Source organism: Streptomyces sp. NPDC111744, from assembly GCF_055634995.1.
Genome location: NZ_JBVKCG010000018.1, coordinates 66,829 through 88,603 on the forward strand (window position 1 = coordinate 66,829; position 21,775 = coordinate 88,603).

Annotated in this window: 19 protein-coding genes and 1 pseudogene; 13 read left to right on the forward strand and 7 right to left on the reverse strand. The window is 71.4% G+C overall.

Translation table 11 applies throughout. From position 1 onward, the window contains the following. Positions 1-76 precede the first annotated feature (76 nt). Positions 77-1,432, reverse strand: coding sequence for an aminotransferase class III-fold pyridoxal phosphate-dependent enzyme (locus ACZ7OO_RS32115; RefSeq protein WP_471510164.1), 1,356 nt, complete (start codon positions 1,430-1,432; stop codon positions 77-79). A gap of 221 nt (positions 1,433-1,653) precedes the next feature. On the opposite strand from ACZ7OO_RS32115, the gene ACZ7OO_RS32120 reads away from it, so the two are divergent. Beyond that, positions 1,654-3,375, forward strand: coding sequence for a protein kinase domain-containing protein (locus ACZ7OO_RS32120; protein WP_471510166.1), 1,722 nt, complete (start codon positions 1,654-1,656; stop codon positions 3,373-3,375). A gap of 98 nt (positions 3,376-3,473) precedes the next feature. Here the strand turns inward: ACZ7OO_RS32120 and ACZ7OO_RS32125 are convergent, their stop codons facing one another. Together ACZ7OO_RS32125 and ACZ7OO_RS32130 are read right to left on the reverse strand one after the other, a co-directional pair. Continuing rightward, the gene (locus tag ACZ7OO_RS32125; RefSeq protein ID WP_471510168.1) at positions 3,474-4,628 is read right to left on the reverse strand and encodes a Gfo/Idh/MocA family protein; all 1,155 of its coding nucleotides are present in this window, start codon (positions 4,626-4,628) and stop codon (positions 3,474-3,476) included. Between the two features lie 100 nt (positions 4,629-4,728). Beyond that, on the reverse strand, positions 4,729-5,481 hold the full coding sequence (locus tag ACZ7OO_RS32130) for an SLATT domain-containing protein (protein WP_471510170.1): 753 nt from the start codon (positions 5,479-5,481) through the stop codon (positions 4,729-4,731). A 301-nt stretch (positions 5,482-5,782) separates the two neighbouring features. Here ACZ7OO_RS32130 and ACZ7OO_RS32135 point away from each other — a divergent pair, with 301 nt between their 5' ends. The 9 genes and pseudogenes from ACZ7OO_RS32135 to ACZ7OO_RS32175 all read left to right on the forward strand — a co-directional run bounded on the left by ACZ7OO_RS32135 (position 5,783) and on the right by ACZ7OO_RS32175 (position 13,278). Beyond that, complete coding sequence (locus tag ACZ7OO_RS32135) at positions 5,783-6,127, forward strand: YbaB/EbfC family nucleoid-associated protein (protein WP_352222484.1); 345 nt, start codon at positions 5,783-5,785, stop codon at positions 6,125-6,127. Positions 6,128-6,266: 139 nt separating this feature from the next. Beyond that, on the forward strand, positions 6,267-6,866 hold the full coding sequence (recR, locus tag ACZ7OO_RS32140; protein ID WP_123975374.1) for a recombination mediator RecR: 600 nt from the start codon (positions 6,267-6,269) through the stop codon (positions 6,864-6,866). Further along, a complete protein-coding gene (locus ACZ7OO_RS32145) occupies positions 6,859-7,518 on the forward strand; it encodes a DUF5063 domain-containing protein (protein WP_471510173.1) in 660 nt (219 codons plus the stop codon). Before recR ends, ACZ7OO_RS32145 begins: the two co-directional genes overlap by 8 nt. A 92-nt stretch (positions 7,519-7,610) precedes the next feature. Continuing rightward, a pseudogene (locus ACZ7OO_RS32150) lies at positions 7,611-7,915 on the forward strand (VOC family protein); the annotation flags it as partial. A 230-nt stretch (positions 7,916-8,145) separates the two neighbouring features. Next, entirely contained in the window at positions 8,146-8,313 is a 168-nt protein-coding gene (locus ACZ7OO_RS32155) for a hypothetical protein (RefSeq protein WP_471510175.1), read from the forward strand. Positions 8,314-8,484: 171 nt separating this feature from the next. Further along, complete coding sequence (locus tag ACZ7OO_RS32160; protein ID WP_358917711.1) at positions 8,485-9,756, forward strand: aspartate kinase; 1,272 nt, start codon at positions 8,485-8,487, stop codon at positions 9,754-9,756. Next, entirely contained in the window at positions 9,753-10,832 is a 1,080-nt protein-coding gene (locus ACZ7OO_RS32165; RefSeq protein WP_471510177.1) for an aspartate-semialdehyde dehydrogenase, read from the forward strand. Before ACZ7OO_RS32160 ends, ACZ7OO_RS32165 begins: the two co-directional genes overlap by 4 nt. Before the next feature lie 473 nt (positions 10,833-11,305). Continuing rightward, positions 11,306-11,980 (forward strand): SigE family RNA polymerase sigma factor, encoded by a 675-nt coding sequence (locus ACZ7OO_RS32170; protein WP_471510179.1) that lies wholly within the window; start codon positions 11,306-11,308, stop codon positions 11,978-11,980. A 155-nt stretch (positions 11,981-12,135) separates the two neighbouring features. Beyond that, entirely contained in the window at positions 12,136-13,278 is a 1,143-nt protein-coding gene (locus ACZ7OO_RS32175) for a hypothetical protein (protein WP_471510181.1), read from the forward strand. A gap of 46 nt (positions 13,279-13,324) precedes the next feature. On the opposite strand, the gene ACZ7OO_RS32180 is transcribed toward ACZ7OO_RS32175, so the two are convergent. After that, complete coding sequence (locus tag ACZ7OO_RS32180) at positions 13,325-14,122, reverse strand: SURF1 family protein (protein WP_471510183.1); 798 nt, start codon at positions 14,120-14,122, stop codon at positions 13,325-13,327. 140 nt (positions 14,123-14,262) lie between these two features. Between ACZ7OO_RS32180 and ACZ7OO_RS32185 the strand changes: the two genes are divergently transcribed. Then, positions 14,263-16,083, forward strand: a complete 1,821-nt coding sequence (locus ACZ7OO_RS32185) for a S9 family peptidase (RefSeq protein ID WP_471510185.1) — start codon at positions 14,263-14,265, stop codon at positions 16,081-16,083. A 184-nt stretch (positions 16,084-16,267) separates the two neighbouring features. Here ACZ7OO_RS32185 and ACZ7OO_RS32190 read toward each other — a convergent pair whose 3' ends face one another. Next, positions 16,268-18,145, reverse strand: a complete 1,878-nt coding sequence (locus ACZ7OO_RS32190) for an NAD-binding protein (RefSeq protein ID WP_471510315.1) — start codon at positions 18,143-18,145, stop codon at positions 16,268-16,270. Positions 18,146-18,394: 249 nt separating this feature from the next. Between ACZ7OO_RS32190 and ACZ7OO_RS32195 the strand changes: the two genes are divergently transcribed. Further along, positions 18,395-19,435, forward strand: a complete 1,041-nt coding sequence (locus ACZ7OO_RS32195) for a permease (RefSeq protein WP_471510187.1) — start codon at positions 18,395-18,397, stop codon at positions 19,433-19,435. Next, positions 19,432-20,157 (forward strand): TIGR03943 family putative permease subunit, encoded by a 726-nt coding sequence (locus tag ACZ7OO_RS32200; RefSeq protein WP_471510189.1) that lies wholly within the window; start codon positions 19,432-19,434, stop codon positions 20,155-20,157. The genes ACZ7OO_RS32195 and ACZ7OO_RS32200 overlap by 4 nt, the downstream gene beginning before the upstream one ends. 92 nt (positions 20,158-20,249) lie before the next feature. On the opposite strand, the gene ACZ7OO_RS32205 is transcribed toward ACZ7OO_RS32200, so the two are convergent. Both ACZ7OO_RS32205 and ACZ7OO_RS32210 read right to left on the reverse strand, forming a co-directional pair. Next, positions 20,250-20,618: a peptidoglycan-binding domain-containing protein gene (locus ACZ7OO_RS32205; protein ID WP_471510191.1), complete on the reverse strand. Its 369-nt coding sequence runs from the start codon at positions 20,616-20,618 to the stop codon at positions 20,250-20,252. A 117-nt stretch (positions 20,619-20,735) separates the two neighbouring features. Further along, positions 20,736-21,638 (reverse strand): sulfite exporter TauE/SafE family protein, encoded by a 903-nt coding sequence (locus tag ACZ7OO_RS32210; protein ID WP_471510193.1) that lies wholly within the window; start codon positions 21,636-21,638, stop codon positions 20,736-20,738. Positions 21,639-21,775 lie beyond the last annotated feature (137 nt).

The window sequence follows — 21,775 nt, forward strand, 5'->3', positions numbered from 1 at the left end:
GTTCGGGTTCCGCGACCGCCCCTTCAGGTGCGCGGGGAACTGCGCCACCGACCGGCGCCCGAACGGAGCACCACGCCTACGCCGTGTACTCGTCGGCCACGCCCAGCGCGGCGTCGAGCGCGGCGAAGCCCTCCTTCAGTTCGGCCTCGGTGACGTTGCACGGCGGGACGACATGCGTCCGGTTCATGTTCACGAACGGCCACAGGCCCTGCTGCTTGGCGGCAGCCGTGAACGCGGCCATCGGCGCGTTGGCCTCCCCGGCCGCGTTGTACGGCACCAGGGGCTCCCGGGTCTCCCGGTTCTTCACCAGGTCCAGCGCCCAGAACATGCCGGTACCGCGGACCTCGCCCACGCTCGGGTGCCGCTCGGCGAGCGAGGCGAGGGCGGGCCCCACGACATCCGCGCCGAGCCGCTTCGCGTTCTCGACGACGCCTTCCTCCGACATCACGTTGATGGTGGCGACGGCGGCGGCACACGCCAGCGGATGCCCGGAGTACGTCAGCCCGCCCGGGTAGGGCCGCCGGGCGAAGGTCTCGGCGATCCGCTCGCTGATGGCGACACCACCGAGCGGCACATACCCGCTGTTCACGCCCTTGGCGAAGGTCATCAGGTCGGGTACGACCCCGAACAGGTCGGCGGCGAACCACTCACCGGTGCGCCCGAACCCGGCCATGACCTCGTCCAGGACGAAGACGATCCCGTGCCTGTCGCAGATCTCACGGACCCCCGCCAGGTATCCGGCCGGCGGAACCATGATCCCGGCGGTCCCCGGCACGGTCTCCAGCACGATCGCCGCGACCGTGCCCGGCCCCTCGAACGCGATCGTGGTCTCCAGGTGCTCCAGCGCCCGCGCGGTCTCCTGCTCCTCCGTCTCCGCGTAGAAACGGGATCGGTAGAGGAAGGGCGCCCAGAAGTGCACGACCCCGGCGGCGGCGCCGTCGGAGGCCCAGCGGCGCGGGTCGCCGGTGATGTTGATCGCCTGCTGGGTGCCGCCGTGGTACGAGCGGTAGGCGGACAGCACCTTCGGGCGGCCCGTGTGCAGCCGGGCCATGCGCACGGCGTGCTCGATCGCGTCCGCGCCGCCGTTGGTGAAGAAGATCTTGTCCAGGTCGCCGGGGGTCCGCTCGGCGATCAGCCGGGCCGCCTCCGACCGGGCCTCCACGGCGAAGGCGGGCGCGAAGGTCGTCATCCTCGCGGCCTGCTCCTGGATCGCGGCGACGACCTTCGGGTGCTGGTAGCCGATGTTGGTGAAGACGAGCCCGCTGGTGAAATCCAGGTAACGCCTGCCGTCGTAGTCCCAGAAGTACGACCCTTCGGCGCCGGCCACGGCCAGGGGGTCGATGAGGTCCTGCGCGGACCACGAGTGGAAGACATGCGCACGGTCGGCCGCCTTGACGGCGGCTCCGGCCTGGGGATTGGGCTGAGGGGTCATGGCGCCGAGCCTATGAGTGCCCGGTTCGTACGCGATATCGGCGACATGTTCCATGGCTACGGCGATTCCGCGACAGATTGTCCACAGCCCGTGGATACACCGTGGATACAGCGGAGCGGCCGGTACCTGTTACGGAACCGTAGACGAGGCGGGTCCCGGTCGCCGGAGCGGCCGGAATATTCTCGGCTCGATCACAAGTGTGGAGAAGGGGCGGATCTGCCATGGAGAAGCTGGTGCCCGGGGATCCGCAGCACATCGGGCGGTACCGGCTGCTGGCGCGGCTGGGCGCGGGCGGCATGGGGCAGGTGTATCTCGCCCGGTCGGAGCGCGGCCGCACCGTCGCCGTGAAGCTGGTACGGGCGGAACTCGCCGCGCATGAGGACTTCCGGGCCCGCTTCCGGCAGGAGGTGCGCAACGCCCAGCGGGTAGGCGGGTTCTGGACCGCGCCCGTCCTCGACGCCGACACCGAGGCCGCCGTGCCCTGGGTGGCCACCGGCTATGTCGCCGGGCCGAGCCTCCAGCGGGTCGTCGAGCACGACCACGGGCCGCTGCCCGAGCGGTCGGTGCGCATCCTCGCCGCCGGGCTGGCGCACGCGCTCACCAACATCCACGCGGCCGGGATCGTCCACCGTGACCTCAAGCCGTCCAATGTGATGCTCACCATAGAGGGACCCCGGGTCATCGACTTCGGCATCGCGCGCGCCCTGGAGACCCTCCCCGGCGAGGGCATCACCCGGACCGGCTCGCTCGTCGGCTCGCCGGGCTTCATGGCCCCCGAGCAGGTGCGCGGCGAGCGGATCACACCGGCCTCCGATGTCTTCAGCCTCGGCTCGGTGCTCGCCTACGCGGCCACCGGCCGGCTTCCCTTCGGCGCCACCGAGGGTGGCGCCCACGCGCAGATGTTCCGCATCGCCCAGGAGGAACCCGACCTGTCCGGGCTCCCCGAGGGCATCGCCGACGTGGTCCGCGACTGCCTCCGCAAGGACCCGGCGACCCGCCCCTCCTTGGACGCGATCCTGGCGAGAACGGGAGCGGTCGACACGGTCGAGGAGGGCCGCTCCAGGGATCCGTGGCTACCGGGGTCACTGGTGGCGCAACTGGGCCGGCACGCGGTGGAGTTGCTGGAGGTGGAGGACCCGACGACGTACGGGTCCTCGGTGGAGGTGCCAGAGGCGCGACCAGCCGCCCCCCACCCACAGCCGACACTCAACCCTCCCTCTCCCGAACACGCCCCCGCCCACCCGGCCTACGGTTACCCGAACCAACAGCCCCACCAGCACCCGCAGCCGTACAACCCGTACACCAACCCCTACACCGCCGTCACCACCCCGGAGCCCGCCCAGCCGCTCTACACACCCCCACCGCCGCCGCCGTACGACCCCACCCTCGACGGTGAGCCGCGCCGCACCGCCCGTTCCACCGTGCTGCTCGTCACCGTCGCCGTGATCGTCATGCTGGCCGCGGGCGGCTCGGTGTACGCGCTCATGAACAGCGGCGGCGGCGAGAAGGCGGGCGGTACGGCCACCCCCTCGGTCACCGCCCAGACCTCCTCCGAGGAACCGACGCCCACCTCGTCGCCCTCCTCCTCGGCCCCTTCCACCGGCGCCGTGCCCACCGCCTTCCTCGGCAGCTGGACCACGGTGATAGACAACTCCACCGGCCACAACACCCGCGAACTGACCATCCGCCAGGGCGTCGTGGGCGACACCGTCCTCACCCTGGTCGCGGACGGCCCCGGCTACCACTGCGAGTTCGACGCGAAGCTCGCCGAGAAGCCCGGTTCAGGGGGTCCGTTGGAGATCGGCCCTTCCACGGTCACGAGGGGCAGGCCCCGTTCGTCCTGCAGCGCCGGAGAGGCCACCGAGGTGACGCTGCTGTCGGACGGCAGCCTGAAGCGGGTGCGGAAGGACGGCGGCGAGAGTCTCACGTACAGCAAGCAATGAACTCCCACGAGGCAACGGCGTGACCGTGATCCGCACGCACGGGCATGTGCCCTGCTACACCCCGGTGGGGATGAGGCTCTGCCGGTGAACCCGGCGGCTCAGCCGAGGCTCACCCAGGTGCCCTGGGCTGCCGAGCGGCTCATCGCGTCGAGGGCGGTCGCACTGTGCACGGCGTCGGTCAGGGTCGGGCCGTACGGGGTGTCGTCGGCGATGGAGCGCAGGAAGTTGTGGGCCTCGATGACCTTGAGGTCGTCGTAGCCCATGGCGTTGGCCGCGCCGGGCTGGAAGGCGCCGTACTCGCCGTGCCCCGGGCCGACGTAGATCGTGCTGACGGGCTGGTCCTGGTAGGAGGTGCCGCGGCTGACGCCGAGTTCGCCCATCCGCCGGTAGTCCCAGAAGACGGCGCCCTTGGTGCCGTGCACCTCGAAGCCGTAGTTGTTCTGCTCGCCGACCGAGACCCGGCTGGCCTCCAGGACGCCCCGGGCGCCGGAGGCGAAGCGCAGCAGGCAGTTGACGTAGTCCTCGTTCTCGACCGGGCCTAGTACGCCGCCGGTGGCCAGGGTGTGGCCGGCGGTGGCGCCGGTGGGGCGGGCGCGCTCCGGGATGAAGACGGCGGTGTCGGCGGTGAGCGCGGTGATGTCACCGAGCAGGAAGCGGGCCAGGTCGACGCCGTGCGAGGCGAGGTCGCCGAGCACCCCTCCGCCGCCGCGCGCACGCTCGTAGCGCCAGGTCAGGGCACCGTCGGGGTGGGCCGCGTAGTCGCTGAAGAGCCGGATGCGGACGTGGGTGACGGTCCCCAGCTCGCCGGAGGCGATCAGCTCACGGGCGTGGGCGACGGCGGGCGCGTTGCGGTAGTTGAAACCGACCGTGCCCTGGACGCCCGCCTTGGTGACGGCCTCGGCGACCGCGCCGGCGTCCTCCGCGGTCAGGCCGACCGGCTTCTCGATCCAGATGTGCTTGCCGGCCTCCGCCATGGCGACGCCGATCTCGCGGTGCAGGAAGTTCGGCGCGGTGATGCTGACGGCGTGGACGCGCGGGTCGGCGGCGACCTCACGCCAGTCACGGGTGGTCGAGGCGAACCCGAACAGGTCGGCGGCCTCCTCGGCCCGGCCCGGCACCTCCTCGGCGACGGTCACCAGTTCGGGGCGTACGGGCAGCTGCGGGAAGTGGTGGGGGACCCGCTGGTAGGCCTGGGCGTGCACCCGCCCCATCCAGCCGAACCCGACGACGGCGACGCCGAGCGTACGCACCATGTGGCTGCCCCTCTTCGGACCGTTCCGGAGACTGTCCGCTCACGATGCGGGGCTGCTTCCATTGATGTCAAGACATTAGGCCGTCTTGACAAAACGTCCCTCACCGCGGCTCCGGCGGTCGCTGCCGAGGCATGTTGGGCCGTGCCCCGTTCGTTCCTGGCGGCAGCGGGAAGCGGCCGTTCAGATGTCCCGCGTCCGCGCGCGGTCCCGCCGTCACCATCGCCTGCATGCCGAGCGGTGCCGGACCCGTCCGGAACTCCACCATCCAGTCGGCCGTCTCCGTGCGGACCAGTTCGGTCACGTCCTCCGTGAACCGCCGCAGCACCGCCAGACAGCGCTCGGCGGCCTCGCTCGCCGTGCCCTCCGCCGGCCCGAGCACCTCCCGCACGCTCTCCGACGCCCAGTCGAACTGGAGCACCTGGAGCCGCCGCTGCACGGCCTGCGCGGTCGCCATGTCCCTTATCCAGCCGGAGGTCACCCCGAAGAACCGGTCGATGCCCACACACGCCACCGCCATCAGCAGCGCGAGATACCCCCAGGGCGCCACCCCGCTGACCACCCCGGTGAGGTCCAGCAGCGGCAGTGCCGCCCCGAGCACCGCGCCCACGGCTGCCCCGCACCGCAGCGCCCGCGCGCCCCGCCGTTTCCACACCCGGTCCGTCAGATACCAGGCGGCGGTCTGCAGCGCCCCGCGCTCCACCCACCGGTACAGCTCGTCGAGCCGCTCGGCCGGCTCTCCCCAGTCCCCGAGCGGGAACGGCCGCCCGGTCAGATCCCCCGGCCGCAGTCCGGCCGCACCCTCGCCCCGCCCGTCCTGCGCCGGTCCCTCGGGCTGCATCTCCGGCTGACCCACCCGGCACTCCCAACTGATCACAACCGGTCACGTTCCGTGACATCGAACCGACATCGCGCATGGTGTCGGCCATGGCACTGGACGTGACAATGGATCCTGACGACGGGAACCCTTCCTACCGCCCAATGGGTGGCGAAGGCCTTGCTTTCGCCACTTTTCCGCCCGGAAGTGGGCCTTGATCAGGTATAGACCCCTCAGGATTCTCACTCGAAAGAGTGGCGGGGCGATGGCTGCGTCGACCACGTAGGCTCATGCACAGCAGAGCAGTACGAAGACACGGACCCGGACCCAGGAGCTGATCGTGATCCCCGGTGGTGGCCAGCCCAACATGCAGCAGCTGCTCCAGCAGGCCCAGAAGATGCAGCAGGATCTGGCACAGGCCCAGGAGGAGCTGGCGAACACGGAGGTCGACGGGCAGGCGGGCGGCGGCCTGGTGACGGCCACCGTGACCGGCGCCGGCGAGCTGCGCGCGCTGAAGATCGACCCGAAGGCGGTGGACCCGGAGGACACCGACACCCTCGCCGACCTGGTCGTCGCGGCCGTCCAGGCGGCCAACGCGAACGCTCAGGCGCTCCAGCAGCAGAAGCTCGGCCCGCTGGCGCAGGGCCTGGGCGGCGGCAGCGGCATCCCCGGCCTGCCGTTCTGACCCGACCCGGCCTTTTGGCCCGACCGTTCTGATCTCGCCGTTCTGATGTTCGTCGCCCGCGCGACACCGACACCGCCTTCCTAGGACAGGCGGCAGCCAACTACCGTACGTACCGAAAGACTCCAGGAAGGGCAGTCCGTTGTACGAAGGCGTGGTCCAGGACCTCATCGACGAGCTGGGGCGGCTGCCCGGCGTCGGTCCGAAGAGCGCGCAGCGGATCGCCTTCCACATCCTGCAGGCGGAGCCGACGGACGTACGACGGCTCGCCCAGGCCCTCCTGGAGGTGAAGGCGAAGGTCCGCTTCTGCGCGACCTGCGGCAACGTGGCACAGGAGGAGCTGTGCAACATCTGCCGTGACGCGCGCCGGGACCCGACGGTGATCTGCGTGGTCGAGGAGCCCAAGGACGTGGTCGCCATCGAGCGCACCCGTGAGTTCCGCGGCCGATACCACGTACTCGGCGGAGCGATCAGCCCGATCGAGGGCGTCGGCCCCGACGATCTGCGGATCAGGGAGCTGCTCGCCCGGCTGGCCGACGGCGCGGTCACCGAACTCATCCTGGCCACGGACCCGAACCTGGAGGGCGAGGCGACCGCCACCTACCTCGCCCGCATGATCAAACCCATGGGCCTCAAGGTCACCCGCCTGGCCAGCGGCCTCCCGGTGGGTGGCGACCTGGAATACGCGGACGAGGTCACCCTCGGCCGCGCCTTCGAGGGGAGACGACTCCTAGATGTCTGACGCCACACTGCACGCGACCGCCCCGGACCCCGACGACTTCGCGGTCCAGATCGCCGACCAGGTCGAGAGTTTCCTGGTGGCCGTCACGGAGGTGGCCAAGGGCGACGAGCCGGACTCGGCGGTCCCCTTCCTCCTCCTGGAGGTCTCCCAGCTCCTGCTGGCCGGCGGCCGCCTCGGCGCGCACGAGGACATCGTCCCCGACGAGCGCTACGAGCCGGACCTGGGCCCCGAGCCGGATGTCGACCCGCTACGGGAGAACTTCGCGCGCCTCCTGGAGCCCATCGACGTCTACTCCGAGGTCTTCGACCCGTACGAGCCCCGCAAGGCCCCCGTCCCGGCCCGTATCTCGGACGACCTGGCCGACATCATCGCCGACCTCCGCCACGGCATGGCCCACTACCGCGCGGGCCGCACCACGGAGGCCCTGTGGTGGTGGCAGTTCTCCTATTTCTCCAACTGGGGTCCCACCGCCTCCGCGGTCCTCCGAGCCCTCCAGTCCATCCTGATCCACGTCCGCCTGAACCAGCCCCTGGAGGAACTGGACGGCCTGGACACCGACCAGGACACGATCGGCGACGAGACCCTGGAGTTCGAGGCGGGCCAGGTCATGCAGCAGGAGATCGGCGGCCAGCTGGGCCTCAAGGCCAAGTGAGCCGAGGACTCGGTCCCTTGATCCAGGACAGCTCCCGTCCTGAGCGGTGCCTACCGTCGCCGGTGACAACCGACACCGGCGAGAGACTCACCATGCCCGAGGGCTGCACCACCGTCGCGCCCTGGGTCGTCACCGACGACACGGGCGCCTTCCTGGACTTCGTCACCGAGGCGTTCGGGGGCGAGGAGCCGGGGCGGGTACCGACCGAGGACGGGCTGATCGGGCACGCCGAGATCAGGCTCGGCTCGGCGACACCGTCGTCCTGGCCTTCGACCGGCACGCCGACTGGCCCGTACTGCCGAGTCTGCTGCGCGTGTTCGTCGCCGACGCGGACGACACCTTCACCCGGGCCCTCGCGGCCGGCGGCCAGGTCGTCACACTGATCGCGCCTGCCGCGCAGTTCGCCAGGGCGACCCCCTCGGCCGGGCCGAGCAGCAGGATCAGGTGCCGGTACGGCGACCAGCGCGAAGCCCATGCCGGTCAGCCACCGCACACTATCGGCGCCGTCATGGTGTACCTGCCTACACCAACGGTCCGGCAGCGCACTCCCTCGTTGCGGTCCTCCGGAGACGGGACTGTTGATCTCGCCAGGTCAACCAGCCGGACCAGCCGACAAGGATCTCTCCGATGAAGCCCCTGCTCTCCTCCCGTCCCGTCCTGTGGTTCCTCTTCCTCTTCAACCTGGTCGTCGCCGCCGTCGCGCCCTTCGCCGTCGACGGCACACAGGGCTTGCTGACCGCCGTCGCCATGGGCGTCGTCTCGCTCGGCGCCGGGGTCGGCCTGCTGCGGGGCTGAGCGGAGGCGAAGGGGCCGGAACTGTGAGCCGGGGCACTTTCCGCGTGGGGTGCCGTTGTCTGGGCAGGTTCCGGTCGCGAGCGCCGACGTCTCACCATGCGGGAGCGCACTGGTGGAATTCGGGCGCTCGTTAAACTGAGCCGACACAGACATACCGAGCGAGGAGCGCACGTGGGCCTTGTCGTGCAGAAGTACGGAGGCTCCTCCGTAGCCGATGCCGAGGGCATCAAGCGCGTCGCCAAGCGAATCGTGGAAGCGAAGAAGAACGGCAACCAGGTGGTTGTCGTCGTTTCCGCGATGGGCGACACGACGGACGAGCTGATCGATCTCGCCGAGCAGGTATCCCCGATGCCTGCCGGGCGTGAGTTCGACATGCTGCTGACCGCCGGAGAGCGTATCTCCATGGCACTGCTGGCCATGGCGATCAAAAACCTGGGCCACGAGGCCCAGTCGTTCACCGGCAGCCAGGCAGGCGTCATCACCGACTCGGTCCACAACAAAGCCCGGATCATCGACGTCACGCCGGGGCGGATCAGGACGGCGCTGGACGAGGGCAACATCGCCATCGTGGCCGGGTTCCAGGGCGTCAGCGCCGACAAGAAGGACATCACCACGCTGGGGCGCGGCGGGTCCGACACCACGGCCGTGGCGCTGGCCGCCGCGCTCGACGCCGAGGTCTGCGAGATCTACACCGACGTCGACGGTGTGTTCACCGCCGACCCGCGCGTGGTGAAGAAGGCGCGGAAGATCGACTGGATCTCCTTCGAGGACATGCTGGAGCTCGCCGCCTCCGGTTCCAAGGTGCTGCTCCACCGCTGTGTGGAGTACGCACGCCGTTACAACATTCCGATCCACGTCCGGTCCAGCTTCAGCGGACTCCAGGGCACGTGGGTCAGCAGTCAGCCGATTGGGGACAAGAAGGTGGAGCAGGCCATCATCTCCGGTGTCGCGCACGACACCTCCGAGGCCAAGGTCACGGTCGTCGGTGTGCCGGACAAGCCGGGTGAGGCCGCCGCGATCTTCCGGACCATCGCCGATGCCCAGGTCAACATCGACATGGTCGTGCAGAACGTGTCCGCAGCCTCCACGGGCCTGACGGACATCTCCTTCACGCTGCCGAAGACCGAGGGCCGCAAGGCGATCGACGCGCTGGAGCGCAACCGGCCGGGCATCGGCTTCGACTCGCTTCGGTACGACGACCAGATCGGGAAGATCTCGCTGGTCGGCGCCGGTATGAAGACGAACCCGGGCGTCACCGCCTCGTTCTTCGAGGCGCTGTCCGACGCCGGGGTGAACATCGAGCTGATCTCGACCTCCGAGATCCGTATCTCGGTCGTGACCCGCGCCGACGACGTGCCGGAGGCGGTGCGCGCCGTGCACACCGCCTTCGGGCTCGACTCCGACAGCGACGAGGCCGTGGTCTACGGAGGCACCGGCCGATGACTGCCAAGCCGGCGCTCGCGGTCGTGGGGGCGACCGGGGCCGTCGGCACGGTCATGCTCCAGATCCTGTCCCAGCGGGCGGACGTCTGGGGCGAGATCCGTCTGATCGCCTCCGCGCGCTCGGCCGGCCGCAAGCTGACCGTGCGCGGGGAGGAGGTCGAGGTCGTCGCCCTGTCGGAGGAGGCCTTCGACGGGATCGACGTCGCGATGTTCGACGTACCCGACGAGGTGTCCGCGCGCTGGGCACCGGTCGCGGCCGCCAGGGGCGTGGTCGTCGTGGACAACTCCGGGGCCTTCCGGATGGACCCCGAGGTGCCCTTGGTGGTGCCCGAGGTCAATCCGCACTGCGCCCGCAACCGGCCGCGCGGGATCATCGCCAACCCCAACTGCACCACCCTGTCGATGATCGTCGCCCTGGGCGCGCTGCACGCCGAGTTCGGGCTGCGCGAGCTGGTGGTGTCGTCGTACCAGGCGGTGAGCGGGGCCGGGCGGGCCGGCGTGGAGACGCTGCGGGCCCAGCTGTCGATGGTCGCCGGTACGGAGCTGGGCACCAAGCCTGGCGATGTGCGGCGGGCCGTCGGGGACGGCACCGGGCCGTTCCCGGAGCCGGTCGCGCTGAACGTCGTACCGTGGGCCGGGTCGCTGCGGGAGGACGGCTGGTCGTCGGAGGAGATGAAGGTGCGGGACGAGTCCCGCAAGATCCTCGGGCTGCCGAAGCTGCCGGTCGCGGTGACCTGTGTCCGGGTTCCGGTGGTCACCACGCACTCGCTGACCGTGCACGCCCGGTTCCAGGGCGAGGTCACCGTCGACGGGGCCCGGGAGATCCTGGACACCGCCCCGGGAGTCGTCCTCTTCGACAACCCGGCCGCCGGGGAGTTCCCCACGCCGGCCGACGTGGTGGGCACGGATCCGACCTGGGTGGGGCGGGTACGGCGGGCCCTCGACGACCCGACCGCGCTGGAGCTCTTCGTCTGCGGGGACAACCTTCGCAAAGGTGCCGCATTGAACACCGCGCAGATCGCCGAGTTGGTGGCGGCGGGACTGACTGGCCGTTCAGGCGCGGCGGAGATTGCGTGAACAGCCGGTGACCACGGGAAATGCTCCGGGTGGGAGCGGGCCCACAAGTGGGATCACAGTAAGAAATGTGGCCATGGGCATGGTCCAAACCTCTTGAACCCGGACCCGTCGGCGTTCGAAGATTTTCCTCCCCGTCCTCCGCAACCACGCGGACGGCGGGGAGCGTCTTTGCGGTCGCCCTCTTACGGGGCGCTTAAGCGGCCGGCCTTCGGGCCGTGGGGACGCATGATCCTGGCGTGGGGACGCCGTGATCAGGGCGTGGGGACGCCCGTTCATATGGGACACAAGGGAAGAGCGGGACGCATGACGGCATGTGAGACACCGTCGGGTGCACTGCCGGACGCGCGGAGAACGGTGTCGACCGTGCGGGCCGGCCGACCCGGCATGCCCGGCGGGACCCCGCCCGGCGCGCCTGACGCGAAAGGGATGCCCGGCGCGTACAACCCCGAGGGGGGTAGACGTGTCCAACTTGCGTGGCAGAGGTACTCGAACTCAGTGCGCCCCTCGGCGCGACGGCTTTGCGGCCGCCCAGCGCGGGCCTGCGTCCCCGCATGCCCGGCGCGGCCGGCGGCATGCCGGTGATCGCGCCCATGCCCGCAGCGCGGCCCACCCGCATACCCAGCCAGCGTGACGGAGCCGAGGAGACGGCGGCGGCCGGTACCACAGTCGACCACCTCACCGAGACCTACCGGGCCCACTACCGTTCGCTTCTCGGCCTCGCCGCGCTCCTCCTCGACGACACCGCCTCCTGCGAGGACGTCGTCCAGGAGGCGTTCATACGCGTCCACTCCGCCCGCAAACGCGTCCGCGACCCGGAGAAGACCCTGGCCTATCTCCGCCAGACCGTCGTCAACCTCTCCCGCTCCGCGCTGCGCCGCCGCATCCTCGGCCTCAAGCTCCTCTCCAAGCCGATGCCCGACATGGCGAGCGCCGAGGAGGGCGCCTACGACCTGCTGGAGCGGCGCGACCTGATCAAGGCGATGAAGGGTCTGCAGCGCCGCCAGCGCGAGGTCCTCGTATTGCGCTACTTCGCCGACATGACCGAGGCCCAGGTCGCCGAGACGCTCGGCATCTCGCTGGGCTCGGTGAAGGCGTACGGCTCGCGCGGCATCGCGGCGCTCCGGGTGGCGATGGAGTCGCTGGCATGACGGACAGCCCCGAGGGAGGCGACTCACATGATCGCCACGAGCCCTACGCTTGGCACGAGCCGACGCGGGACCATCACCATGGGCCTGCCGGTCGGCGAGAGCTGCCGCGAGACCACGAGCAAGAGCACACGCAATCGCACGCTGGGAACGGAACTGTGAACCACGGCCCCGACGAAAAGGGCCCCGAGGAGCTCGGACAGGGCTTTGACGGGCTTGGTCCCGGACCTGACGGGCTCGGCGCCGGCCATGACGGGCTGCGCGCCGGCCATGACGGGCTGCGCCCCGGCCATGACGGGCTCGGCGCCGACGAGCTGGCCCTGCGCCGGATGCTGCACTCCGCGGTCGACGATCTCGCACCGCGCGACGGCGCCCTCGACCACCTGCGCCGCGCGGTGCCCGCCCGCCGGGCCCGCAAGCGCCAGGCCGCCGTAGGCATGGCGGCCGCCGCCCTGTTCATCGGCACCGCGATCCCCGCCCTCGTGCATGTCTCCAACTCCGGCGGCACCGACCCCAACACGTCCATCGCCGCCCAGGCGTCCCAGGCCCAGGGCGGCGCCACCGGCGGCAAGAACCCGGACGGCGGCTCCAGCACCGCGGGCGGCTCCAGCGGCCAGGCCACCGAGCAGCACCCGGGCGGCACCAAGAACAGCGGCAAGGACGAGAGCACCGGCGCCGTCGGCGGCACCAAGGTCGTCCCCACGGCCAGCGCCGACACCGCGGCCCCGGTCTGCACCTCGGACCAGCTCGCCACCCCGGCCGCCACCGTCGACGCCCCCGACTCGACGGGCGTCGTCTACGGCACCTTCCGGGTGGTGAACGTCTCAAAGACGAGCTGTACCGTCGGCGGCCCCGGGAGCGTGGGCCTGCTCGCGCAGGGCGCGGCCGACGCCACCAAGATCAGCGCCGTCCGGCACACCTCGGGTGACGCGGCGGCCGGGCTCCCCGACCCGTCCACCGAACTCACCGGCCTGGTCCTGGCACCCGGCGCCGCCTACGAGGAGAAGTTCGGCTTCGTCCCCCTGGAGACCTGCCCGACCAGCGGCTCCAGCACCGGCTCCACCGACACCGGCGGCACCACGGCCTCCCCGAGCCCCTCCGAGGACACCGGCAGCAGCACCGGTACGACCACATCCGGATCGGTCGGCACCACCACCCAGCTGCTCACCGAGGACGGCACGGCCGACGGCAGCGTCGCGGTCTCGTACACCCCGGAGGCCGGATCCCCGACCGGCTCCGCGACGGTGACGAACGCATGCGCCGGGACGGTCTACTGGACCGGGGTGCTGCCTGCGGTATGACCGGCCGGCCGGCGCGGCGGGGTCAGCGCCGTCGGGTCGGCGTCCGTCAGACGGTCGCGGTCGGCTGCTGGGCCTGGGTTTCCTCGTCCGGTACCAGCCCGAGCGCCGCGTCCCGTGCGAACTCCACCTCGCGGCGCAGCAGCCGGAACCACATGAACACCACGAACCCGGCGAACACGAACCACTCGCCGGTGTAGCCGAGGTTCTGGAACGCCTTCAGATCGAGCCCCGAGTTGTCCGGCGCGGTCGCCGGTACGGCCGTCATCCCCGAGTCGGCCCTGTCCAGCGTGATCCACGCGTCGTACACCCGGTACGGCACCAGGTTCACCAGGGAGGCCGCGCTGATCGCCGCCGTCTGTCCCGACGGCAGCCCGCCCTGGGTGCTGACGCCGTTGTCTCCCGGTGTCTCGGAGGCCTGGAGCGCGCCGGTGACGGTGACCTCGCCGGCGGGCGGGGCGGGCGCCTTGGCCGCGTCGGCCTTGCCGGGCAGCCAGCCGCGGACGACGGGCAGGGCCTGACCGGAGTCGGTGCGCAGCAGGGTCAGGACGTAGAAGCCGTCCTTGCCGTCGAGCTGCCGGCCGGGCACCAGTAGCTGCTTGGCGTACCGGCCGCTGACGGTGGCCCGCTTGCCGGAGGTCGACTGGTCGACGGGGAGCAGGTCGGCCAGTGGCCGGGCCGCCTCCGTCCGGGCGGCCTCGACCTGCTTGTCGGCGCTGCGATGCGCCTCGACCCGCGCCTCGAAGCGGCTCAGCTGCCAGGACCCCATGAAGACGCAGAACGGGATGGCGAGCAGCACGAAGACGTTGATGCCCCACCAGCGGGGTGTCAGCAGGAAGCGGTACACGCCTTCCACGGTACGGGGAGCGTCGCGGGCGGCCGGGAGTGGGGTGGGCGGCCGGCCGTGCGTGGGCAGGCTCGCAAAGTTATCCACAGGCTGAGGACGCGCGCCAGCGCATTGTGGGTGGGGGCGGGCACTATGGGGCCATGACTGCGGCCATGAGTGAGAGCGACATGCCGGACTGGGAGAAGCGCTTCCGCGCCCCTCGGGTCTCCCTGCCGGACTGGGCGGAAGACGCCCCCGACCGTTCCCTGTTCGTGTCGAACGCGACGGGGACGTATGAGCTGTACGCCTGGGACCGCGCGAGCGGGGAGCAGCGCCAGGCGACGAACCGGCCGAACGGCACGACGGACGGGCTGCTCTCCCCGGACGGCGCGTGGATCTGGTGGTTCGACGACAAGGACGGCGACGAGTTCGGCGTCTGGCGCCGCCAGCCCTTCGGCGGCGGCGCGGACGAGGAGGCGACGCCGGGCCTGGAGCCGTCTTACCCCTCGGGCCTGGCCCTGGGCAGAGACGGCCGCACGGCGGTCGTGGGCCGCTCCACCGACGACGAGGGTACGACGATCTACCTGGTCAGAACGGGGGAGGAGCCGCGGGAGATCTACCGCCACCATGAGTCGGCGGGTGTCGGCGACCTCTCCCACGACGGCTCGTTGATCGCCATCGAGCACACCGAGCACGGCGACGCGATGCACTCGGCGCTGCGCGTGATCCGCCCGGACGCCACGCCGGTCGCCGAGCTGGACGACACCAGGGGCGGCGCGGAGGAACTGGGCCTGGAGGTGCTGGGCTTCGCCCCGGTCGACGGCGACCCGCGGCTGCTGATCGGCCACCAGCGGCGCGGCCGCTGGGAACCGCTGGTCTGGGACGTCGTGACCGGCGAGCAGACGGACCTGCCCCTCGACCTGCCGGGCGATGTGAGCGCCGAGTGGTACCCGGACGGCAGCGCACTGCTGATCGCCCACAGCCACAAGGCCCGCAGCGAGCTGTTCCGCTATGAACTGGCGACGCATGAGCTGACCCGGATCCCGACCCCGCCGGGCTCGGTCTCCGGGGCCACGGCCCGCCCCGACGGAACCGTCGAGTACCTGTGGTCCTCCGCCGCCGAGCCGCCGGTCGTCCGCTCGACCACGGGCGAGGTGGTCCTGGACCCGCCGGGTATGAAGTGCCCCCCGTCCGTCCCCGTCTCGGACGCGTGGGTGGAGGGGCCCGGCGGCCGCATCCACGCCCTGATCCAGAAGCCGGCGGGAGCGCAGGGGCCGTTGCCGACCGTCTTCGATCTGCACGGCGGCCCGACCTGGCACGACAGCGACAGCTTCGCGGCGGGCCCGGCGGCCTGGGTGGACCACGGCTATGCGGTGGTCCGCATCAACTACCGGGGCTCCACGGGCTACGGCCGCGCCTGGACGGACGCGCTGAAGCACCGGGTGGGCCTGATCGAGCTGGAGGACGTGGCGGCGGTACGGGACTGGGCGATCGAGTCCGGCCTGGCCGACCCCGACCGCCTGATCCTGACCGGCGGCTCCTGGGGTGGCTACCTGACCCTGCTCGGCCTGGGCACCCAGCCCCGGTCCTGGGCGGTGGGTATCGCGGTCGTCCCGGTCGCCGACTACGTCACGGCGTACCACGACGAGATGGAGGCACTGAAGGCGATGGACCGCACGCTGCTGGGCGGCACACCGGAGGAGGTCCCCGAGCGTTTCGCCGCCTCGTCGCCGCTGACATACGTCGACGACGTGAAGGCCCCGGTGTACATCTCGGCCGGCGTCAACGACCCCCGCTGCCCCATCCGTCAGATCGACAACTACGTCACCCGCCTGGCAGCCCGCTCGGCCCCCCACGAGGTCTACCGCTACGACGCGGGCCACGGCTCCCTGGTGGTGGACGAACGGATCAAGCAACTGAGACTTGAGATGGAGTTCGCGGAAAGGCACCTCACGTCTGTGGCGACGGCACCGACGGACTGAGGCGGACTTTCCGAGACCGGTGCGGCAGAGCTCCCCGCAGGGGGCAACCGGCAAAATCCGCTAGGCCAAGCGCCCCGTACAGGGGCGCGGGCCTGTATCGATGTGCGGCTACCGCCGCGTGGGCGCGCTCGACCCCCACGCAGCCGCGCCGGGCCCACCACCGCAACCCACCCACCCCCACCTCTCAACCAAGCGAGTCAGGGGGGTGGGTGGGCGGCACCCGACGTCCGGACAACTCCGCCAGTCCCCAACGAGTAGCCGCAACCACCACCCGATCCCCACCCCGCAGCAGATAAGCCCCCGCAACTCCCTGCCGCCCCTCCAGCGCCAGCACCCGCCAGGCCCCCGCCCGAAACGCCCCCTCCACGGTCCGCCCCTCCAACTGCGGATGCCCACCCACCTCCACCACCGCCACCAGCAACACCTTCCGCTCCACCGGAATCGCCCCGAGAATCTGCCGCCCCAGCATCGCCCCCGCGAAGGACGGCGCCGCCAGATAGGACACACTCCGGCTCCGGGTGACCGCATGCGGATGGGCGGCCCGCAGCGTCCGGTACACGGCCGTCGCGAAGTCGTCGTCGTACAGGCGCAGTACGGCCTTCAGGTCCGGCCGCACGGCCCGCGCGTACAGCACGGCCTCCAGATTCGTCGTGTCCGCGCTGGTCACCGCGAGCAGCGCCTGCGCCCGGTGGATCTTGGCGGCCTCCAGGACCCCCTCCTGGGTGACATCCCCGAGCACCACCGGCACCCGCAGCCGCCGGGCCACCGCCAGCCCCCGCGCGTCCGGATCGGACTCGACGCACACCACGGGCACGTGCAGTTCGCGCAGCCGCGTCAGCACGCGCGTCCCGATCTTTCCCAGCCCGAGCAGCACCACATGCCCGCTCAGCCCCCGAGGCGGCTTCCGCAGAGTGGAAGCCGTCCGAAAGGTGCCGAGCGCCTCGAGTACCGCCGCCAGCAACACCGGCAGCAACAGCAACCCCATCAACCCGGACAGCAGTTGAAGGATCTGCCGCCCGAGCGACTGCCCGATCGCGGGATTGTCGATGGCGAACAGATCGAGGAGCGTGTAGTAGAAGGCCCGTACCGGATGAATGCCCGTCACCACCGACAGCGCGACCGCGAGCGCGACCACACACCCCACCACCCCGGCCAGCGACCACCGCAGCCGCCGCGAGAACAGCGAGGCGAGCAGCGGTGCGACCCCGAGCCCGACCCCGACCCGGCGCCTGTCCTGCGCGGCCGCCGCGGACGACGACACCTGCTCCAGCACCATCACGCCACGCTCACCCGCGGCCCGTACCTCCGCGTCGTCGGGCAGCAGCCGCGGTCCCTGCTCCCCGGCGCCCTCGAGCAGTTCGGGACCGCTGTTGTTCGCCGAGAACAAAGCCAGCGTGCACAGCCCCTGGTCGGCGTCCTGCCGTGCGAGGGCACCCGGCGGCAGGTCCACCGCCCGCAGCACCAGCCCGTCGGTCTGGATGACCTTGCCGGTCCCGGCGAGCGCGGTGGCGGCGAGTGCGGGCGCGGCGGTGTCGGCGTCGGAGAGTACGGTCGTGGACGTGTCGCCCCCGCCGCCGTCCGTGTCGCCGACCGCCAACGCGGCCGCCTGGTCGAGGAGTTCCTCGATGTGCTGCCCCAACCGCCGGTTGTACAGCCGCAGCACGAGCCGCAGCCGGGGGTTCAGCCGGCGGGCGGTGAGGGCGGCCCGGATGTTGGTCTCGTCGTCGTCGTACACGAGCGCGAGCGCGGCGGCCCGCTCCACGCCCGCCTCGGCGAGCACCGCCTCGGTGGCCTCCACGGCCTCCAGCACCCGCTCCCCGCGTGGGCCTTCACTGTTGACCGGGCCGGGACCGCCGTTGGCGCCGTTCCCGTTGGCCCGCCCGACGGCGGCGCTGACCACCCGGTCGAGCAGCGCGGCCGAGGCGGCCCGGGCCCGTCCGACGACCGGCGGCCTGGCGGTCCGCACGTCCGGCGGTACGACAAGGGTGACCTGTTCGCCGTACACCACGCGCAACTCGGCCGCCAGCCGGTGCGCGAGCCCGTCGTCGCCGCAGACCACCATGTGCGCCGGGGCGCCACCACCCTGATACGGAACGCTCGCCACAAGGGGAAAGACTGCCTCAACGGGACGCACGGTTCCAGCAACGGAGTGAACAGCCGCCCGCGACGGGCCGTAGTAAACGGGAAGGCCGAAAACCACCGAACACACCGGAAGCCGCCGAAGCCCGCTCCTGAACCACCGACACAAGACCACCCGAGCCGCACCCGACCCGAAGCGCCCACGCACCGACGTGCCGGAGGTACCCGCCCCGTGGCCATCACCGAAGAAGCCGCCCCGCCCGGGCCCGCCGCCCACGACGACGAGCGTCCCGGCACCGGCGGCCGACGCCCGGACCAGGAAGGCTGGCATCTCAGCTCCCCCCTGGCCCTGACCCTGCTCCTCCTCCTGGTCGTGGTGTTCCAGGGCCCGGTGCGCGGCGCGCTGTCGAAGCCGGTGATGCAGAGCTGGATGACGGTGTTCGTGGCGGTGGTCGTCCAGGCGCTCCCCTTCCTCGTCCTCGGCGTGCTTCTCTCGGCGGCGATCGCGGTCTTCGTGCCCCCGTCCTTCTTCGCCCGCGCCCTGCCCGGCCGCGCCGCGCTCGCCGTCCCGGTCGCGGGCCTGGCCGGTGCCGTACTCCCGGGCTGTGAGTGCGCGTCCGTCCCGGTGGCCGGCGCCCTGGTCCGCCGGGGTGTCAACCCGGCCGCGGCCATCGCCTTCCTCCTCTCCGCCCCCGCGATCAACCCGATCGTGCTGACGGCGACGGCGGTGGCGTTCCCGCGCAATCCCGAGATGGTGCTGGCCCGGTTCGCCGGCAGTCTGCTGGTGGCGTGCGGGATGGGCTGGCTGTGGCAGCGCCTCGGCCGCACCGACTGGCTGCGCACGCCGGCGCACGCGCACCACCAGGGCGAGACCAGGGCGGAGGCGTTCTGGGACTCGGTCCGCCACGACACCGTGCACGCCGGCGGCTTCCTGGTCCTCGGCGCGATGGCGGCGGCGACGCTGAAGGCGGTGGCCCCGGCGGAGTGGCTGCGCACGGCCGCCGCCAACCCGGTGATCGCGATCCTCGCCCTGGCGATCCTGGCCGTACTGCTCTCCATCTGCTCGGAGGCGGACGCGTTCGTGGCGGCGTCCCTCACCCAGTTCTCCCTCACCGCGAAGCTGGCGTTCCTGATCGTGGGCCCGATGATCGACCTCAAACTCTTCGCGATGCAGGCGGGCACCTTCGGCCGCGGCTTCGCCCTGCGCTTCGCCCCGGCCACCTTCGCCGCGGCGATCGCAGGCGCGGTCCTGACCGGGGCGGTGCTGCTGTGAACCGGCAGGCACAGGCGGCGGTGATGTTCCTGGTCGGCGCGGCCCTGCTGCACGCGGGCGCCACCGACCTCTATCTGCGTTATGTGAAGGCGGGCCTGCGCCCGTTGCTGCTGGCGGCGGGCGCGGTCCTGATCGTGTCGGCTCTGGCGACGGCGTGGTACGAGTGGCGCCGCAGCCGCCGTCGTACCCCCGTCACCGCTACGGCCCACGCCCACCCCGAACCCCGTATCTCCTGGCTCCTGGTCCTTCCCCTCCTGGCCCTGATCCTCATCGCCCCGCCCGCGCTCGGCTCCTACAGCGCGATGCGCGCGGGCACGGCCCTGCAACAGCCGTACGGGTACACGAAGTTGCCGACCGGGGACCCGATCCCGCTCAACCTGGTCGACTACGCGGGCCGCGCGGTGTACGACCACGGCCGCTCGCTCGACGGCCACAGTGTCCGCATCACCGGCTTCGTGGCCGTGGACACCGCCGGCACCCCCTACCTGGTCCGCATGGCCCTCAACTGCTGTGCGGCGGACGCCCAGCCGGTGAAGATCGCCCTGACGGGCAGCATCCCCCCGGTTCTCCAGCCGGACGCCTGGTTCCAGGTGACGGGCACGTACACCGCCCGTCGGACCAAGGATCCGGTGAACGGCGGTCCGATCCCGTTCCTCAAGGTCACCGAGGCCAAGCCGATCCCGACGCCGGCCGACCCTTACGACGAGACCTGGAACAACTGACGGTTCACCGGAAGAAGCGGGCCAGCTTCTCTGTCGCCGGGGTGGGAGGGGTCCGGCAGGGCGAGGTCTGGGCAAGGGTGGGGCGGTGGCCGTCAGGTCGGATACGGGACGTAGCAGTCCAGGGCCGGGTGGTACAGCGCCTGCCAGGTGCGGCCCTCGATCACTCCGCTCTCCGGGAGGCCGTGGCAGACCTGGATCCACTCGATCTTCTTCAGCATGAGGGTGTCGTAGACCCCGTTCGGGGCGAGTCGGGGCGGCTCGCCGCCCCATGCGTTGCTGAGGCACTGGGCCTGGCTGACCGCCGCGCCGGAGTCGCCGTACGTGAGGGTCGGCCGGAAGCCCGACGACACGTAGGAACAGTCGTGCTCGGTGGCGGCCGTGGCGGTGTGGGGCACGGCCAGACCCAGCGAGACGGCCGCGCACAGCGCCGCGGCCGAGGTGAGCAGTCGGTTCCGTCGCATGTGGGCTCCTTCAAGGCCGGCTCATGCCATGATCCCGCGCGGGTGGCGACCTCCGCGACCTGGGCTCGGAGGAGAGAGACGGAAGCGGGTGGGTGACGCCGAGGAGTCGGTCACCGCCTACGAGCCGCTGCTGACGCTCGCCGGCTCGGCCGCCGCCTCGCCCGCAGCCCGAGGGCGCGCGATACGGCGGTCGCGCACGCTGACGGTCCCGCCGAGCAGCGCCATCCCCACGCAGCCGAGCACCATGACGGTGGAGGACGCCTTCAGCATCGACAGGCCCGACCCGGTCAGCAGGACGACCAGGGCCCAGCGCACCGCGCCTCCGGCGACCCGGCTTGAGATGGCGGAACCGAGCAGCACGCCGGGGATGGCGCCGATCAGGAGGGTCGCGGCGAGACCCAGGTCGGCGTCGCCGACGAGCAGATGGCCCAGGGCCGCGGCGGCCACCATGGGGATGGCCTGCACCAGGTCCGTACCGACGAGATGGTTCGCCTTGAGGCGCGGGTGGGCCAGCATCAGCATCACGATGATCAGGGAGCCCGAGCCGACCGACGTCATCCCGACGATCACCCCGCCCACCAGCCCGATGAGCAGCGTCGCCACCGGCCGTACCGGAACATGGGCGTCCTCGGCGTCGGGGGCGGCGCGGCGGCGATCCAGCCACAGCCGGGTGAGCATGCCGACGACCGCGAGCATCAGCGCCGTACCGACGACGTACTTGACGCGTTGCTGCAGGTCGTCGCCTTCGCCGAGGGCGCGGAGCAGGAAGACACCGCCGAAGGCGGCCGGGACCGCGGTGGGCAGCAGCCAGCGCACGGTGCCCGCCCGCTGGTGCACCAGCGCGCCGAACGGCTTCATGAACACGGACGCGGCCAGGTCGCTGCCGATGGCCGCCGTCGGATTCACCCCGAACACCATGACCATGATCGGGGTCATGAGGGCTCCGCCGCCCATGCCGGTGAGACCCACGGCGAAGCCGACCAGGGCTCCCGCGATGACGATCGGGCCGGTGGAATCCACGGGGCGGACCTTAACCACCATTCCTATGGGAAAAGTATGGAACCGCGAACCGTATGCTCCAGTGCCCTGAGGCCGTCCGCTGAAACCGCCCGCTGAAACCGCCCACCCCACGCTGAAACCCGGCTGAAGCCGTGCTG

What these genes read in the sequence shown, in the direction of transcription:
- ACZ7OO_RS32115 (WP_471510164.1), bottom strand. Translation starts at nt 1,432, where the DNA reads ATGACCCCTCAGCCCAATCCCCAGGCCGGAGCCGCCGTCAAGGCGGCC.
- ACZ7OO_RS32165 (WP_471510177.1), top strand. Translation starts at nt 9,753, where the DNA reads ATGACTGCCAAGCCGGCGCTCGCGGTCGTGGGGGCGACCGGGGCCGTC.
- ACZ7OO_RS32125 (WP_471510168.1), bottom strand. Translation starts at nt 4,628, where the DNA reads ATGGTGCGTACGCTCGGCGTCGCCGTCGTCGGGTTCGGCTGGATGGGG.
- ACZ7OO_RS32205 (WP_471510191.1), bottom strand. Translation starts at nt 20,618, where the DNA reads ATGCGACGGAACCGACTGCTCACCTCGGCCGCGGCGCTGTGCGCGGCC.
- ACZ7OO_RS32185 (WP_471510185.1), top strand. Translation starts at nt 14,263, where the DNA reads ATGACTGCGGCCATGAGTGAGAGCGACATGCCGGACTGGGAGAAGCGC.
- ACZ7OO_RS32190 (WP_471510315.1), bottom strand. Translation starts at nt 18,145, where the DNA reads ATGGTGGTCTGCGGCGACGACGGGCTCGCGCACCGGCTGGCGGCCGAG.
- ACZ7OO_RS32120 (WP_471510166.1), top strand. Translation starts at nt 1,654, where the DNA reads ATGGAGAAGCTGGTGCCCGGGGATCCGCAGCACATCGGGCGGTACCGG.
- ACZ7OO_RS32155 (WP_471510175.1), top strand. Translation starts at nt 8,146, where the DNA reads ATGAAGCCCCTGCTCTCCTCCCGTCCCGTCCTGTGGTTCCTCTTCCTC.
- ACZ7OO_RS32145 (WP_471510173.1), top strand. Translation starts at nt 6,859, where the DNA reads ATGTCTGACGCCACACTGCACGCGACCGCCCCGGACCCCGACGACTTC.